Source organism: Streptomyces sp. NPDC027189 (assembly GCF_055566975.1).
Window position 1 is genome coordinate 23926 of sequence record NZ_JBVHRI010000031.1, and the last position, 15642, is coordinate 39567.

At 68.9% G+C, this 15642-nt stretch carries 14 protein-coding genes; 4 read left to right on the plus strand and 10 right to left on the minus strand.

All coding sequences use genetic code 11. From position 1 onward, the window contains the following. Positions 1 to 219 precede the first annotated feature (219 nt). Positions 220 to 1977, plus strand: coding sequence for an ATP-binding protein (locus ACZ4RZ_RS42765; RefSeq protein WP_467752960.1), 1758 nt, complete (start codon positions 220 to 222; stop codon positions 1975 to 1977). After that, positions 1974 to 2654 (plus strand): response regulator, encoded by a 681-nt coding sequence (locus tag ACZ4RZ_RS42770; protein WP_467752961.1) that lies wholly within the window; start codon positions 1974 to 1976, stop codon positions 2652 to 2654. The genes ACZ4RZ_RS42765 and ACZ4RZ_RS42770 overlap by 4 nt, the downstream gene beginning before the upstream one ends. 139 nt (positions 2655 to 2793) lie before the next feature. On the opposite strand, the gene ACZ4RZ_RS42775 is transcribed toward ACZ4RZ_RS42770, so the two are convergent. The 3 genes from ACZ4RZ_RS42775 to ACZ4RZ_RS42785 are packed head-to-tail and all read right to left on the minus strand — an operon-like array spanning position 2794 to position 5586. After that, a complete protein-coding gene (locus ACZ4RZ_RS42775) occupies positions 2794 to 3855 on the minus strand; it encodes an ABC transporter substrate-binding protein (protein ID WP_467752962.1) in 1062 nt (353 codons plus the stop codon). Between the two features lie 50 nt (positions 3856 to 3905). After that, on the minus strand, positions 3906 to 4781 hold the full coding sequence (locus ACZ4RZ_RS42780) for an ABC transporter permease (protein WP_467752963.1): 876 nt from the start codon (positions 4779 to 4781) through the stop codon (positions 3906 to 3908). After that, a complete protein-coding gene (locus tag ACZ4RZ_RS42785) occupies positions 4771 to 5586 on the minus strand; it encodes an ABC transporter ATP-binding protein (RefSeq protein ID WP_467752964.1) in 816 nt (271 codons plus the stop codon). The genes ACZ4RZ_RS42780 and ACZ4RZ_RS42785 overlap by 11 nt, the downstream gene beginning before the upstream one ends. Positions 5587 to 5747: 161 nt before the next feature. Between ACZ4RZ_RS42785 and ACZ4RZ_RS42790 the strand changes: the two genes are divergently transcribed. Next, positions 5748 to 6440: a response regulator gene (locus ACZ4RZ_RS42790; RefSeq protein WP_467752965.1), complete on the plus strand. Its 693-nt coding sequence runs from the start codon at positions 5748 to 5750 to the stop codon at positions 6438 to 6440. Between the two features lie 60 nt (positions 6441 to 6500). On the opposite strand, the gene ACZ4RZ_RS42795 is transcribed toward ACZ4RZ_RS42790, so the two are convergent. The 6 genes from ACZ4RZ_RS42795 to ACZ4RZ_RS42820 form a co-directional block, all read right to left on the minus strand. Beyond that, positions 6501 to 8093, minus strand: coding sequence for a solute symporter family protein (locus tag ACZ4RZ_RS42795; RefSeq protein WP_467752966.1), 1593 nt, complete (start codon positions 8091 to 8093; stop codon positions 6501 to 6503). Further along, positions 8090 to 8578: a DUF485 domain-containing protein gene (locus tag ACZ4RZ_RS42800; protein WP_467752967.1), complete on the minus strand. Its 489-nt coding sequence runs from the start codon at positions 8576 to 8578 to the stop codon at positions 8090 to 8092. Before ACZ4RZ_RS42800 ends, ACZ4RZ_RS42795 begins: the two co-directional genes overlap by 4 nt. Before the next feature lie 103 nt (positions 8579 to 8681). Beyond that, complete coding sequence (locus ACZ4RZ_RS42805) at positions 8682 to 9371, minus strand: response regulator transcription factor (RefSeq protein WP_467752968.1); 690 nt, start codon at positions 9369 to 9371, stop codon at positions 8682 to 8684. Next, the gene (locus ACZ4RZ_RS42810; RefSeq protein WP_467752969.1) at positions 9368 to 10519 is read right to left on the minus strand and encodes a sensor histidine kinase; all 1152 of its coding nucleotides are present in this window, start codon (positions 10517 to 10519) and stop codon (positions 9368 to 9370) included. Before ACZ4RZ_RS42810 ends, ACZ4RZ_RS42805 begins: the two co-directional genes overlap by 4 nt. Beyond that, entirely contained in the window at positions 10516 to 11040 is a 525-nt protein-coding gene (locus tag ACZ4RZ_RS42815) for a DUF1453 domain-containing protein (RefSeq protein WP_467752970.1), read from the minus strand. The genes ACZ4RZ_RS42810 and ACZ4RZ_RS42815 overlap by 4 nt, the downstream gene beginning before the upstream one ends. A gap of 616 nt (positions 11041 to 11656) precedes the next feature. After that, entirely contained in the window at positions 11657 to 13780 is a 2124-nt protein-coding gene (locus ACZ4RZ_RS42820) for a DNA gyrase/topoisomerase IV subunit B (protein WP_467752971.1), read from the minus strand. Positions 13781 to 14220: 440 nt separating this feature from the next. Between ACZ4RZ_RS42820 and ACZ4RZ_RS42825 the strand changes: the two genes are divergently transcribed. Further along, a complete protein-coding gene (locus ACZ4RZ_RS42825; RefSeq protein ID WP_327432225.1) occupies positions 14221 to 14451 on the plus strand; it encodes a DUF7455 domain-containing protein in 231 nt (76 codons plus the stop codon). A gap of 308 nt (positions 14452 to 14759) precedes the next feature. Here ACZ4RZ_RS42825 and ACZ4RZ_RS42830 read toward each other — a convergent pair whose 3' ends face one another. Further along, on the minus strand, positions 14760 to 15578 hold the full coding sequence (locus ACZ4RZ_RS42830; protein WP_467752972.1) for a serine protease: 819 nt from the start codon (positions 15576 to 15578) through the stop codon (positions 14760 to 14762). Positions 15579 to 15642: the final 64 nt, after the last annotated feature.

Consider the following 15642-nt stretch of genomic DNA (forward strand, 5'->3'; position numbering starts at 1 on the left):
CCGGACCAGGCGGCTTCCCGTCGGCCCGTCGATTGCGACTCTCCCGATGCCACGCCCGCACCTCCCGCTGAGCTCCGACGCGCCGCCCGCACCTCCCGCTGGGCCCGGACGCGATGCCTGCGCGTCCTCCGAGCTCTGCCACGGCTCCCACACCCGACGATCGAGAGATCCACGCCACACCCCTACGGCGGAGCCCGCACGCCCCCGTACCGTCTAGGTATGAGCCCCACTCCCCCCGCACGACGACTGCGCCTCGGTCTGCCGCGGCGGGTGTTCTCGCAGGTGCTGCTGATGCAGGTGGCGATCGCCGCGGGAGTCGCCGTGCTCGCCACCGGGCTGTTCCTCGCGCCGCTCAGTGCGCAGCTGGACGACCAGGCGATGCGCCGGGCACTCGCGATCGCGCAGACCACGGCGGTCCAGCCGCAGATCGCCGAGGACCTCCAGAGGACCCGGCCGTCCGTGGACGGCCCCGTGCAGGTCGAGGCGGAACGTATTCGGACGGCCAGCAAAGCCGAGTACGTCGTGGTGATGAACATGAAGGGCGTGCGCTGGTCGCACACCGACCCGAAGCAGATCGGCAAGAAGGTCTCGACCGACCCCAGGCAGGCACTCGCCGGCAAGGACGTCATGCAGATCGACACCGGCACGCTGGGCCGCTCGGCCCGCGGCAAGGTGCCGTTGCGCGACTCCGCCGGCCGCATCATCGGCGCCGTCTCGGTCGGCATCAAGTACGACAGCGTGCGCGCCCGGCTGATCGACGCCATCCCGGGGCTCTTCGGGTACGCGGGCGGAGCCATGGCCGTCGGTGCGCTGGCCGCGTATCTGATCTCCCGAAGGGTGCAGCGGCAGACCCGTGACCTGGCCTTCTCCGACATCTCCGCGTTGCTCGCGGAGCGCGAGGCGATGTTGCACGGCATACGGGAGGGCGTCGTCGCCCTGGACCGCGGCGGTCGCGTACGCCTCCTCAACGACGAGGCGCAACGTCTGCTGGGCCTCGACGCCGAGGCCATCGGGCAGCCGCTCGACGACGCGCTCGGTCCGGGGCGTACGACCGACGTACTGGCCGGACGCGTCACCGGCACCGACCTGCTCACCGTCCGTGGCCAGCGCGTCCTGGTCGCCAACCGCATGCCGACCGACGACGGCGGCGCCGTCGCCACCCTGCGCGATCGCACGGAGCTGGAGCAGCTGGGCCGCGAACTCGACTCCACGCGCGGTCTGATCGACGCACTTCGCGCCCAGGACCACGAGCACGCCAACCGCATGCACACGCTCCTCGGGCTGCTCGAACTGGAGATGTACGACGACGCCGTGGAGTTCGTCGGAGAGGTGGTCGGCGACCACAGGGTGACCGCGGAACAGGTCACCGAGAAGATCCACGACCCGCTGCTCGCCGCCCTGCTGGTCGGCAAGGCGACCGTCGCGGCCGAGCGCGGTGTGGCCCTGTGGATCTCGGACCGGACCCTGCTGCCCGATCGGCTGATCGACCCGAGAGGACTGGTGACCGTCGTCGGGAATCTCGTCGACAACGCGCTCGACGCCGTCGCGGGCACGCTCCACGCGCGCGTGGAGGTCGAATTGCGCGCCGAGGGGCGGACCGCCGTGCTACGGGTACGGGACACCGGGCCCGGCATCCCGGAGGAGCGGCGGGAGTTGATCTTCACCGACGGATGGACCACCAAGAAGCCGCCGGCGCATGGCAAGCGCGGAATCGGCCTCTCCTTGGTGCGCCGGCTCGCCGAGCGGCAGGGCGGCAGCGCCGAGGTGACCGAGGCGGACGGCGGGGGCGCGGAGTTCAGGGTCGTACTGCCGGAGGCGCTTACGGAGCCGGGGCTCGCCCCGGGGCCGGAAGGTCCGACGACACCTGATGCGGGCCTTGTGCCCGAGCCCGAAACGCACCTCGTGCCGGGACCGTTCCCGTCTGCGGAGACCACCACCGCCATGGACGCCACGGACGCCAAGGAGGAGTCGCGATGATCGAGGTCCTCGTCGTGGACGACGACACCCGGGTCGCGCGGGTCAACGCCGCGTATGTGGGGAAGGTTCCAGGCTTCCATGTCGCGGGCGAGGCGCACAGCGCGGCCGAGGCGCTGCGCCGGATGGAGGCGCTGCCCCACCTGGACCTGGTCCTCATGGACCACTATCTGCCGGACGAGACGGGCCTCGCGGTCGTCCAGGAGATGCGCCGACGCGGCCACCAGACCGACGTGATCATGGTGACCGCGGCCCGTGACATCTCGACGGTCCAGGCCGCGATGCGGCAGGGCGCGCTCCAGTATCTGGTGAAGCCGTTCGCCTTCGCGGGCCTGCGGGCCAAGCTGGAGGCGTACGCGGATCTGCGCCGCACCCTCGACAGCGGCGGCGAGGCCGAACAGTCCGAGGTGGACCGGATCTTCGGCGCCCTGTCGGCGAGTGCGGAGCCGGATCTGCCCAAGGGCCACTCCCCCACCACCGCGGAGCTGGTACGCCGCGCCCTGGTGAACGCGGAGGGCCCGCTGTCGGCTCAGGAGGTCGCGGAGAAGACCGGGCTGAGCAGGCAGACCGCCCAGCGCTACCTGAAGCTCCTGGAGCGCACCGGGAGGGCCAGACTGACCCTCAAATACGGCGACGCGGGCCGCCCGGAGCATCGCTACGTCTGGGCGACCCGCGCCTGAGGGCACGGCCGGCAGTGCGGGGAAAGCGGCCGCGCACCACCACGCGTACGGCTGTCAGGGGAGCACAGCCGTACGCGCGCGAGGAGAGCTCAGCCGGTGGCTTGTTCACGAAGGGCCGTCGCCGGCCTTCCTCGCGGACTCAGCCGGTGGCGTTCTGCACGAACTCCGTGGTGTAGGTCTTGCTCAGATCCACATCGGCGTTCTTGATGTTGGGGTTGAACGCCTTGAGGACCTTCTCGACCGTCTCGGGACCGTCCTTGGGCATCACGCCGTCCTTGGTGAACATCGGCAGCGTGCTCTGGATCGCCCCGGCGTAGAGCGTCTTGTTGCCCTGGGAGTAGTCGGCGGGCATCTTGTCGGCGATGTCGGACGCGCTGTGCGTGGACATCCACTTGAGCGTCTTCACAAAGGCGTTGGCCAGCTTCTGGACCGTCTCCTTGTGGCCATTCACCCAGTCCGTCTGCATGTAGAGGCTGGACGAGGGGTAGGGGCCGCCGAGCGCCTTCTGCGACCCCTGCGGCGTACGCATGTCGATGAGCACCTTGCCGAGGTTCTTCTGCATGACCGTGGCGACCGTCGGGTCCGTCGTCATGCCGCCGTCGATGGCCCCCTTCTGGAGGGCGGAAATGAACGTCGGCCCGGCGCCGACGGCGACCGGTGTGAACTCACTGACCTTCACACCGTTCTTGACCGCCAGGTACTTCGTGAGGAAGTCGGTCGAGGAGCCCAGCCCGGTGATGCCGAGCTTCTTGCCCTTGAAGTCCTTGGGCGAAGTGATGTCGTCCGCCTGCTTGTTGGAGACGATCTCCACCTCGCCGGGCGCGTGGGAGAACTGCACGACGGACTCGACGGCCTTGCCCTTGGTCTGCAGATCCAGGGTGTGGTCGTAGAAGCCGACGGCTCCTTGCACCTGTCCGGAAACAAGGGCGGTCTCGGCCTGAACACCGGCCGGCTCGCTGAGGAGTTGGACATCCAAACCCTCGTCCTGGAAGTAGCCGAGCCGCTGCGTGAGCATCGCGGGCAGGTAGATGACCTTGTCCAGGCCGCCGACCATGATCTTGACGTGTTCACCCTTGCCGCCATCCCCATTGCTGCCGGAGTCGGCCGTCGTACTGGCGGCGTCGTTGGCGCAGGCGGTGAGCGAGGTGAGGGCGAGCAGACCGGCGGCTGCCAGCGCGGAGTATCTGGCGGTCTTGCGCATGGTGGGTCACGTCCTTGTGAGAGAGGAGAGTTGGTGCCTGCGGCGGGAGATCAGCGGTCGGAGTCCGACGGCTTCCACCGGAAGATGCGGCGCTCGGCGAAGGTCAGCAGACCCTCGGCCAGCAGAGCGACGACGGCGAGGATGACCATCGCGGCGTACACACCGGCCGCGTTGAAGGTGCCCTGCGACTGCGCGACGAGCAGGCCGATGCCCTTGGTGGCGCCGATGTACTCGCCGACGATGGCGCCGATGAGCGCGAAGCCGAAGCTGACATGGAGGCTGGTGAAGATCCACGAAGTGGCGGACGGGATGACGACCTGAAGCGTCACCCGGCGATCGCTGGCGCCGAGGATCCGCGCGTTCGCCACCAGGTTGCGGTCGACTTCCCGGGCGCCCTGGAAGGCATTGAAGAAGACCGGGAAGAAGACGAGCACCACGGCCGACGCCACCTTGGAGGCCGGTCCGAGCCCGAACCAGATCACGAAGATGGGCGCGAGGACGATCCGCGGTATTGAGTTGAGCACCTTGATGTATGGACCAAAGACATCGGCGAGGAAGGCGATCCGCCCCAGAGCGATGCCGAAGACCACACCGGCGACCACACCGATGACCCAGCCGAGCAGCGCTTCGTGGAGCGTGTACCAGACTTGCTCCCCCAAGGACCCGAGCGCGGTCCCGTGCATCACCCAGGTGTAGATCTGGTCCCAGATCTTCGATGGCATCGAGAAGTTGAACGGATCGATGACCTTGGCCCGCGCGAACAGCTCCCACAGGCCGAGCACGGCTACCAGGAGCAGTGCGCGAGCGGCGGCGACGATGGCCTTGCGTCTGCGGGCGGCACGGGCGCGGGAGTGTGCGCGCCCCTTGTTGTCGGGCTCGGTCATCGTCAGGGCGACAACGGCCTCGGGAATGGTGTCAGGCGACATTGGCCGCGCCCCTCTCACGGGTGATGCGGACCTCTTCGCCGAGGGACTCCCAGATCTCGCGGTAGATCTCGATGAACCGCGGCTCCAGACGCACCGATTCGACCTTGCGCGGCCGCGGTAGATCGATGTCGAAGACGTGCTTGACGGTGGCCGGGCCGGCGGTCATCACGACGACCTTGTCGGCGAGCGCGATGGACTCCTCCAGGTCGTGGGTGACGAAGACGACGGAGGCGCCCGTGCCCTCCCACAGTTCGAGCAGTTCGTCGGACATCAGGGCCCTGGTCTGCACGTCGAGCGCCGAGAAGGGCTCGTCCATCAGCAGGATCTCGGGGTCGTTGACGAAGGTCGCGGCGAGGGCGACACGCTTGCGCTGGCCGCCGGAAAGCTGGTGCGGATAGCGGTCCTCGAAGGCCGCGAGCCCGACCCTGGCCAGCCACTCACGCGCCTTCCGCTTCGCCTCCGCCTTGGGCACACCGCGGAAGCGGGGCCCCGCCATCACGTTGGACAGGACCGTGCGCCAGGGGAACGTGGCGTCCTGCTGGAAGACGAAGCCGACCTTGTCGCCGACGCCGGCGACCGGGTCACCGGCGACCAGGACCTCGCCCTCGGTGGGCTCTTCCAGTCCGCTCACCAGGGTCAGCGTGGTCGACTTCCCGCAACCGGTGGGACCGACGACGGCCACGAACTCGCCCCTGCCGATGGTCAGGTCCAGCTCCCTGACCGCCGTGTGCAGACCCCCTGACGGGGTCTTGAAGATCTTGCTCGCGCCCCGCAGTTCGATGGCGGGGCTGGTGTCTGCGCTCATGGCCCGGGACGGTAGATGTGGCGCGGGCCACAGCATCAGTCTTCTGGGCGCATGGAGTTCTTTTGCTTGCAACAGCCTTTTGTGCTCGTTTTGCTCGCGCTACAACAGCGGAGCCGAAACACGGGCTTAACGCTCGCCAGGCCTTGAGGGAAAGAGGCCCGATGATTGACGTCCTGGTCGTGGACGACGACTTCCGCGTCGCCGAGATCAACGCCAAGTACGTGGGAAAGGTTCCCGGCTTCCGGGTGGCCGCCCGCGCGCACAGTGCTGCCCAGGCCATGGCCGCCGTCGAGCGTGCGCCCATCGACCTGGTGCTGCTCGACCACTATCTGCCCGACCAGACGGGCCTCGAACTGGTCCACCGGATGCGCGAACGCGGCCATGGCACCGACGTCATCATGATCACCGCGGCCGCTGACGTGGTCACCGTGCAGGCGGCGATGCGCCTGGGCGCCCTGCACTATCTGGTCAAGCCGTTCACCTTCGCAGCCCTGCGCACCCGTCTCGACTCATACGCCGCCCTGCGCCGTACCGTCGACCGGGTGGGCGGCCGCGGCGTGGCGGGCCAGGAGCAGGTCGACCGCATCTTCGGCGCCCTGCGCACAGCGCCCGCGCCCTCGTCACCGGGGCTGCCCAGCGGTCACTCTGAGCCGACCACGGACCTCATCTGCGACGTATTGCACCGCGCTAGCCACCCGCTCTCGGCCCACGAAGTCGCCGCCGAGACCGGCCTCAGCCGATCCACCGCCCAGCGGTATCTGCGCCACCTCGAACAGGCCGGACGCCTGCGGCTCTCGCTCAAGTACGGAGACACGGGGCGGCCGGAGCATCGGTATGCGTGGGTGGCGCCGTAGGCCCAGACATACGTGCGCGGCGGTTTGCCCGGTTGCCCGCGCACGTCCCTGGGGGCGTCCTCAGACGGCTCCGGCTCCCGTGAGCGAGCGCACCTCGGTCTCGGCGTGCTTGGCCTCGTCCGGCGGCTCCGCGGACGTCACCGTGCCGAGCCAGCCGGCGAGGAAGCCCAGGGGGATCGAGACGAGGCCCGGGTTCTGCAGCGGGAAGTACTGGAAGTCCACACTCGGGAACAGCGATTCGGGGCTCCCCGACACCACCGGTGACAGGAGCACGAGCGCCAGCGCGGGCACCAGGCCGCCGTATACGGCCCACACCGCGCCGCGCGTCGTGAAGGACCGCCAGAACAGTGAGTACAGCAGCACCGGCAGGTTCGCGGACGCGGCGACCGCGAAGGCGAGACCCACCAGGAAGGCCACGTTGAGATCGCGGGCGAGCAGCCCGAGCGCGATCGCGACGACGCCGATCCCGACGGCCGCCGCTCGTGCCACGGCCACCTCGCTGCGCGGCTTCGCGTGCCGACGACGCAACGACGCGTACAGATCGTGGGCCACGGACGCCGAGGACGCGAGGGTGATTCCGGCGACGACCGCCAGGATGGTGGCGAAGGCGATGGCGGCGACGATCGCGAAGAGAACCGTTCCTCCCGTGGAATTCAACCCGCCGCCCAGATCGAGCGCCAGCAAGGGAACCGCCGTGTTCCCTGCCGCGTTCGATCCGCGCACCGCCTCCGGGCCGACGAGCGCGGCCGCGCCGAAGCCCAGCACGATCGTCATCAGATAGAAGCCCCCGATGAGCCCGACCGACCAGACCACCGAACGGCGCGCCGCCCGCGCGGTAGGCACGGTGTAGAACCGGGACAGGATGTGCGGCAGCCCGCCCGTGCCGAGCACCAGAGCCAGGCCCAGGCTGATGAAGTCGAAGCGCGCGGTCCAGCTCCCGCCGTACTTCAGCCCTGGCGCGAGGAAAGCGTCACCATGCCCGCTGCGCTCCGCCGCCGAACGCAGCAGTTCGTTGAAGTCGCCGTGGAAGCGCACCAGGACCAGCACGGTCAGCGCCAACGCGCCGCTCAGCAACAGCACCGCCTTGACGATCTGAATCCATGTGGTGGCCCGCATCCCTCCCAGCGACACATAGATCACCATGAGCGCGCCGACGCCGATCACCGTCCAGTTCCGCGCGGCCTCGCTCGTACCTCCAAGAAGCAGCGCGACCAGGCTGCCCGCTCCCACCATCTGCGCCACCAGATACAGAACGGACACGGTCACCGAGGAAGTTCCCGCCGCGATGCGTACCGGTCGCTCGCTCATCCGGGCCGCGACCACGTCGGCCAGGGTGAACCGTCCGCAGTTGCGCACCAGTTCGGCCACCAGGAAGAGAACCACGAGCCAGGCGACGAGAAACCCCACGACGTACAACAACCCGTCGTAGCCATAGAGCGAGATGAGCCCTGTGACGCCCAGGAACGAAGCCGCCGACATGTAGTCGCCGGAGATGGCAAAACCATTCTCCATCGGCGAGAACAACCGCCCGCCGGCATAGAACTCCTCCGCCGAACCGTGCCGGTTACGGCTCACCCATGTCGTGATCGCCAGCGTCACCGCCACAAACGCGCTGAAGAGCAGCAACGCCAGCGTCTGATGGTTGCCGGTCACCGCTCACCACCTCTGACGTTCCGCGTCAGCTCCTGGGTGTCCCAGCGCAGATCGAGCGCGGCCCGGTCCCTGCGCAGCCGCGCATGGCGCGCGTACGCCCAGGTGAACAGGAAGGTCGTGAGGAACTGCCCGAGCCCCGCGAGCAGCGCCACGTTCACAGCACCGGCGACGGGCCTGGCCATGAACCCGGGTGCCGTCGTCGCGGTCACCACATAGCCCACATACCAAGTGAAGAACAGGGCGACGCCCGGGACCACGAACCTCCGGTACCGGCTGCGCACTTCCTGGAAGGCCACGCTGCGCTGCACCTCCAGATAGACGTCGGCCGTCCCGCCCGTCCGCCCTTCGTGCTCCGGGCGCGCGGCCGGCACGGCAGGGGCGGGCGCACCCGTGCCGTCCAACTCACCCCAGCCGGAGGCGAGCGCGTCGTACCAGGGGTCGTCGAACCGAACCTTCCCGGTGTCGCCGCCGTCGTGCTTCTCCACCGAACTCTCCTTGTCCGCGGCCCGTTTGGGCCGTGTGCCCAAGGATGGGCAGATCGGGAAGATCCCGGACTCTTCTCCCGTGCTCTTCACCCCATCAGGTGACTCAGTCCTCCGGCGGCCGTACGAGGCCCTTCCCATAGGCGTAACGGACTGCCTGAGCTCGGTCCTTGAGTCCCGTCTTGGCGAAGAGGTTGTTGATGTGAGTCTTCACGGTGGCCGTGGAGACGTGCAGCTTGCGGGCGATCTCCTGGTTGCTGAGCCCCTCCGCGATCAGCAGGAGCACCTCGGTCTCGCGCGCGGTGAGCCCGTCCGGCGCCTCCGTGAGCGGGGCCGACTCCGCGTTCGGCTCCGACAGCCGCTCCAGCAGCCGCCGCTGAATGCTCGGCGAGAGCCCCGCGTCCCCGGACAGCACGCTCTCCACGGCCCGTACGATCTCGTCGCCCCCCGCGTCCTTGGTCAGATAGCCACGAGCCCCGGCTCTGAGCGCAGGGAACAACGACTCGTCGTCCGCGTACGTCGTGAGCACGACGACCTGCGTCCCAGGGTGCTCGGCTCGGATGCGCCGAGTTGCCTCGACCCCGTCGCAACGGGGCATGCGCAGGTCCATCAACACCACGTCCGGAGCGAGTTCGGCGACAAGCTCCACGGCCTCGTCCCCGTCGCCGGCCGCTCCGACGACCTCGATCCCCGGCAACAACCCCAGCAGCATCACAATGCCCTCGCGTACCACGGTCTGGTCGTCCGCCACCACGACCCGCGCCGGCTTCCTGCCCGCCTCCCCCGTCTCCGTCATACGGGCACCTTCAGCGTCACCACGAACCCCTCCTCGTCAGGCCCGGCGTCCAACGAGCCGCCCAGCAACTCGGCACGCTCTCGCATGCCCAGCAGACCGTATCCGGCTCCCGAGCCGCTGAGTTCGCCCGGCGGCCCGCCCGAGTCCCGTACGTCCAGCGTCACTTCGTGCTCGCCGTAGTCCAGCCGCACGTGGACCTTGGCGCCCGGAGCATGCTTGCGCGCGTTCGTCAGAGCTTCCTGCGCGACTCTGCGTACTGCCTGCGAGGCCTCGGCGGGGACCGCCTGCCGTTCGCCCGTCACGGTGACGTCGGCGCCGTCGGCCGTGGCGACGAGCTCGCTGAGGAAGTCCTCCAGCGGGGACATCTCTCCGCGCAGCGCGGAGAGCGCCTGCCGGGTCTCCGCGAGCCCCTCTCGGGCCATCCCCCGTGCCGCCACGACCCGTTCGAGAATCGTCTCCCGGTCCGCGCCCCGCTCGATCAGCAGCCGGGCCGCCTCGAGGTGCACAAGCTGCGCCGAGAGGCTGTGGGCCAGCACATCGTGGATCTCCCGGGCGATCCTGGTCCGCTCGGCGAGCGCCGCCGACTCCGCCTCGGCCATGCGTGCCGCACGCTCCTGGGTGAGCAGCCGCTGGGCGCTGCCGCGAGCCTCCGCGTCCAGGCGCAACACGTATCCGCCCAGGACGAGCCCCACCGTCGTGGCGACGGTGGTCAGCCACACATCGTTGTTGACCGCCGCGTACGCGCCCAGTGCCACCGAGGTGACGGGCAGTGCCGCCGCGAGGGGCAACCGTTCGATGGCGCTGATGGCGCACCCGCACCACAGGACCAGAGCCGGCACACGGAAGCCCATGCCGTGCCCCACGGTCGCGATGGCGAGCAAGAGCGCGAGGAGCCCCAGGGAGGGCAGCAGGCGGTGTTCGAGCGTGGTCTGCCAGAAGCCCCACGCGGCGACCGCGCACACGAGGATTCCCACAACGCCCGCAGCCGCACCCCAAGCGTGCAGGTGGCTGTTCGCGAAGGTCGTCGCGATGAGCGCGCCAAGGGCGATGGCCCGCGTGGTCCAGGCGAGCGCGCGCCGGGCGATCGGCACTCCCTCTCGGGAGAGTGCCTCGCGGGAGGGCCAGCGCCTCCAGGCGTTCTCGGTCACACGCGCTCCTTCCACGAGCCCCGGGGCACGCCGTCACCGTATGCTGTGCCCTGCCCGATCGCCGGGCTCAAGGACTGCGAGCGCCAGACCAGGAGCCCGGAGCGCACCAGCAGGGTCGCGGCGAGCGCGAGGCACAGAGCGGACGAGTCCTGGTGCACGCCGAGCAGCGCTCCGATGCCGAACAGGCCCACGCGCAGGCCTATGCCCACGATCCAGACGGCCACGCTGGCCTTGGTGCTCTTGTTCCACACCGAGCCGTCCTGCTCCGCCCAGATCCGCGTGGTCCATGCCCAGCCGGCCCCGATGGCCAGGCCTATGAGCAGCTCGGTGCCGAGCAGGAGGATCGCCTCGGTCCGGTGGTGGGGGTCGATCATCCCGGGCTTCCGCACAGCGATGAAGACCAGGACGGCGGGCACGATCCACCAGCGCCTGTCCGTGCTGATCCTGCGGGTGCGGGACTGGCGCGCGATCACCAGCACGACAACGGCGCAGATCACCAAGGCATTGACGAGCCCGGACATCACAGCCTCCGTGGGCGAGGAAGGGCGGGTACCGGCAGCGCGAGCTGTCGACGCCTTCGACGCTACGGAAATCGGCTGGCCGGCAGATCGGAGCCGGGGTGGATCGTGGGTGGATCCCCCACCGCCCCGAGCCTCCACCCACGGGTGGAGACCCCCTTCCGGCCACCGCCGCCGGGTGGCCGGGCCAAGGGCTTCGCCCCCTCCGCCCCTACCGGAGCCGTACCCGGGGGCTGTGCCCCCAGACCCCTGCTTCTGCCTTGACGGCCTCGTCCTCAAACGCCGGACGGGCTGAAAGATCTCCAGCGCCGCCCGGCCGAAGAGTGCAACAGGCTGGATGGGATTCAGTCGGGTGGATGGCATACCCCCCGGCTGGGGGCAAGGGGCCGCACGCCCGCCGCACCCGCTCGCAATGCTGGCTCACGTCCCCACGCACCCGCAGTCGCCAGACCACGGAAGGGGCCGTGCCGGTACATCACATGCCCCGTCGCTTACGTGGTTGCCAACAAGCAGGACCATGAGGCCCAACCGATCTGCCACCGGCGACGGGGCGGATGTACCGGCACGGCCCCGACCCGCCCACCAGCAGACTGCGAACCGCACGGCCCAGCAGCAGCGCCTACGCGTCGATCCGCGACCGATCCAACGTAGCCGCCGAGCTGGAGATGAACTCCTTGCGCGGCGCCACATCGTTCCCCATCAGCAGATCGAACACCTGCTCGGACGCTTCGAGGTCGGAGATGTTGATCCGGCGCAGAGTCCGGTACCGCGGATCCATCGTCGTCTCGGCCAGCTGATCGGCGTCCATCTCGCCCAGACCCTTGTAACGCTGGATCGAGTCCTTGTACCGCACGTTCTTGCGCTCCAGCTCCAGCAGCGTCTCCCGCAGCTCACGGTCCGAGTACGTGTAGATGTACTTGTCCTGCCCCTTCTTGGGCTGGCTGAGCTCGATACGGTGCAACGGCGGCACAGCCGCGAACACCCGCCCCGCCTCGACCATGGGCCGCATGTACCGCTGGAACAGCGTCAGCAGCAGAATGCGGATGTGCGCGCCGTCGACGTCGGCGTCCACGAGAAGAATGATCTTCCCGTAACGCGCCGCGTCAATGTCGAAGGTCCGTCCCGACCCGGCTCCTATGACCTGGATGATCGCGCCGCACTCGGCGTTCTTCAGCATGTCCGTCACGGACGCCTTCTGAACGTTGAGGATCTTGCCGCGAATCGGCAGCAGCGCCTGGAATTCGGAGTTCCGGGCGAGTTTGGCCGTACCGAGCGCGGAGTCGCCCTCGACGATGAAGAGCTCACTGCGCTCCACGTCGTCACTACGGCAGTCGGCGAGCTTGGCGGGCAGGGAGGAGGACTCCAGAGCCGTCTTCCTGCGCTGCGCGTCCTTGTGCTGACGGGCGGCGATCCGCGTACGGGCGGCGGCGACGGCCTTCTCCATGACGACGCGCGCCTGTGCGGCAGCGTCCCGCTTCGTCGAGGTCAGGAACGCCTTGAGCTCCTTGGAGAGCACATTCGTCACGATGCGGCGGGCCGCCGAGGTGCCGAGGACCTCCTTGGTCTGGCCCTCGAACTGCGGCTCGGCGAGGCGCACCGTGACCACGGCCGTCAGGCCCTCCAGAGCGTCGTCCTTGACGATGTCGTCCTCGGCGACACGCAGCAGCTTCTTGCCGCGCAGCACCTCGTTCATCGTCTTGGTGACGGCCTGCTCGAAGCCCGCGACGTGGGTGCCGCCCTTCGGGGTGGCGATGATGTTCACGAACGACTTCAGGGTCGTGTCGTAGCCGGTACCCCAGCGCATCGCGACATCGACACCGAGCTCACGCGTGACCTCGGTCGGCGTCATCTGCCCGTGGTCGTCGAGAACCGGGACGGTCTCCTTGAAGGTGCCGTGCCCGGAGAAGCGGAGGACATCGCAGACGGGCTTGTCGGTAGCCAGGTACTCGCAGAATTCACTGATGCCGCCGTCGAAGCGGAAGGACTCCTCGCCCTTGCTGCCGCCCTCGCCGAGCCCGTACTCGTCACGGACGACGATGGTCAGGCCGGGCACCAGGAACGCGGTCTGGCGGGCGCGCTGGTGCAGGTTCTCCAGCGAGAGCTTGGCGTCCTTGAGGAAGATCTGGCGGTCGGCCCAGTAACGCACGCGCGTGCCGGTGCGGGTCTTGGGGATCCGCTTGACCTTGCGCAGCCCGCTGGTCGCGTCGAAGGCGCCCTCGGGACCGTCCGCCTTGAACACCCCCGGAGTACCGCGCCGGAAGCTCACCGCATGGGTCTGGCCGCCGCGGTCCACCTCGATGTCCAGGCGGGCGGAGAGCGCGTTCACCACAGAGGCGCCCACGCCGTGCAGACCGCCGGAGGCCGCGTACGAGCCGCCGCCGAACTTACCGCCGGCGTGCAGCTTGGTCATCACGACCTCAACACCGGAAAGGCCGGTTTTGGGCTCCACGTCGACCGGAATGCCGCGGCCGTTGTCCCGCACCTCCACCGAGGCGTCGTCGTGCAGGATCACTTCGATGTGGTCGCAGTAGCCCCCAAGGGCCTCGTCCACGGAGTTGTCGATGATCTCCCAGAGGCAGTGCATCAGACCGCGGCTGTCGGTCGACCCGATGTACATGCCCGGGCGCTTGCGCACGGCCTCGAGCCCCTCGAGGACGAGCAGGTGCCGCGCGGTGTAGTTGGAACCGTCCCGGTCTGCTCCGGTCAGCAGCGCTGTGGACGGCACGGACGTTTCGGCGGTCACGCGGTTCGCTCCTCGCTGAATTTCAGATGGGACCCTTTTGGGTAAGGGCCCGGCTTCGGTCGCCGCTCAGAGGGTACCGAGGCCTGGTAGAGCCGTTGTAACGCCACCCTCGCATGAACTCAGACTAGTCCAGAGTCGCATGGGTGTTCGATCCCTCGATGGAGTGAAGTACATATCACGTTCCCTTCCAGGCATGAACCATTTAGGCTCCGGGCACGTCCTCATGAACAACCGGCAACCCAGCCGGGAGGACTGACCCTGACAGACTGCGCGAACCCGTAAGACGCGAAGACACGCAATACGGCTCATTCGCCGCCACCCGGCAGCAGACAGCCGCCCCGGAGAGAAATTTTCGAGGAAAAGCCACGAGCGGGAACGTTTTCGGCCTGGTTGGATGTTGACCCTGGTACGACAGCTCGTCGAGCTAGAGAAGAGGCGACGTGACTACTGTTCTGACCCCCGCGAGCCCGCTGACGGCCGCTGACCGCTGCGACCGTTGCGGCGCCCAGGCATATCTGCGCGTCGTCCTCCTGAGCGGCGGAGAACTGCTCTTCTGCGCCCACCACGGTCGCAAGTTCGAGCCGGAACTCAAGAAGATCGCCGCTGAGATACAGGACGAGACGGAGCGACTGACGTCCGTTCCGGCAAGCGTCAACGACGAAGAACGCTGACACTTCGCATCAACGACGAGCGAGTGCCGGCACAGGTCGGCGCGCGGGCGGCCACTCTCTGGACACAGAGAGTGGCCGCCCGCACTCGTACCGCATGCCCCCGTTGTCCCGGCCTCACGCGCGCGTCAGGGACGTTCCCCCAGTGGTTTCCTCCACGCGTCAGGGCGCAGCCCTCCGGCGGCTCGCGCAGTGTGCCAGGACGTCGCATTCAGCGGCCCCACGCGCACAGGACGTCGCGTTCGGCGACCCCACCGCGCCCCCGGGCACAGCGTTCAGCCCGCTCCCGCGTACCTCCGGACACAGCGCGTTCAGCGGCGCCCGCCGAGACTCCGGACCACGTCCGAGATCCGCGTGTAGACCCCCGGGCTCCCCGCCCGCCCACAGCCGCTCCCCCAGGACACCAGGCCTATGAGTCGCCCCTGGGCGACCAGCGGCCCGCCACTGTCCCCCTGACAGGCGTCCCGCCCGCCCTGGACCTCCCCGGCGCACAGCATGGACGCAGCCTGGTACGTGCCGTCGGAGGTGCCCGGATAGGCCTCCTCACAGGCGGCATCGGGAAGTACGTTCACGCGCGCGGCCCTGAGACTGCCGGCGTAGTCACCACCGCCCGTCGTGTCACCCCAGCCGTAGACCATGGCGGACGTACCCGGCTCGTACGCGGAGTCTCCCGACGGCGCCATACGGATGACCGAGCTCTCGGGAAGCGGGGCGGCGAGCGTGAGCACGCCGAAGTCCCGGGCGTTCGTATGGGCGTCGTAACCCGGGTTGACCCATATGTCGCGTACGGAAATCTCCTTGCCGTCGCTCGACTGCAGGTCCCCGCGGCCCGTGATGACCTTCAGGTCGCGCACCCGTCGAGGTGGCGCCCCCAGGACATCCGCGCCCAGGCAGTGGGCCGCGGTCAGGACCTGGGACGGGCTGATCACCACTCCTCCGCAGAACTGCCCTGCGCGCGTACCCCCGAACCGGTCACGACTGGACAGCGCCACTGTCCACGGGCTCTCGGAGATCTCGACCGGAAGGCCTCCGATCACAACACTGTCCGCAGCCGCCGGGGCGGGGGACGCCAGCGGTATCGCGGCTGCGGTGGCCGCGAGGGCCAGCACTGAGGCAAAGGGACGGCGCATGTGCGCTCCTCACTCTGGGATGGTCATGGAACACCCAGAGTGATCCAGCACGCGTGTGCACGCA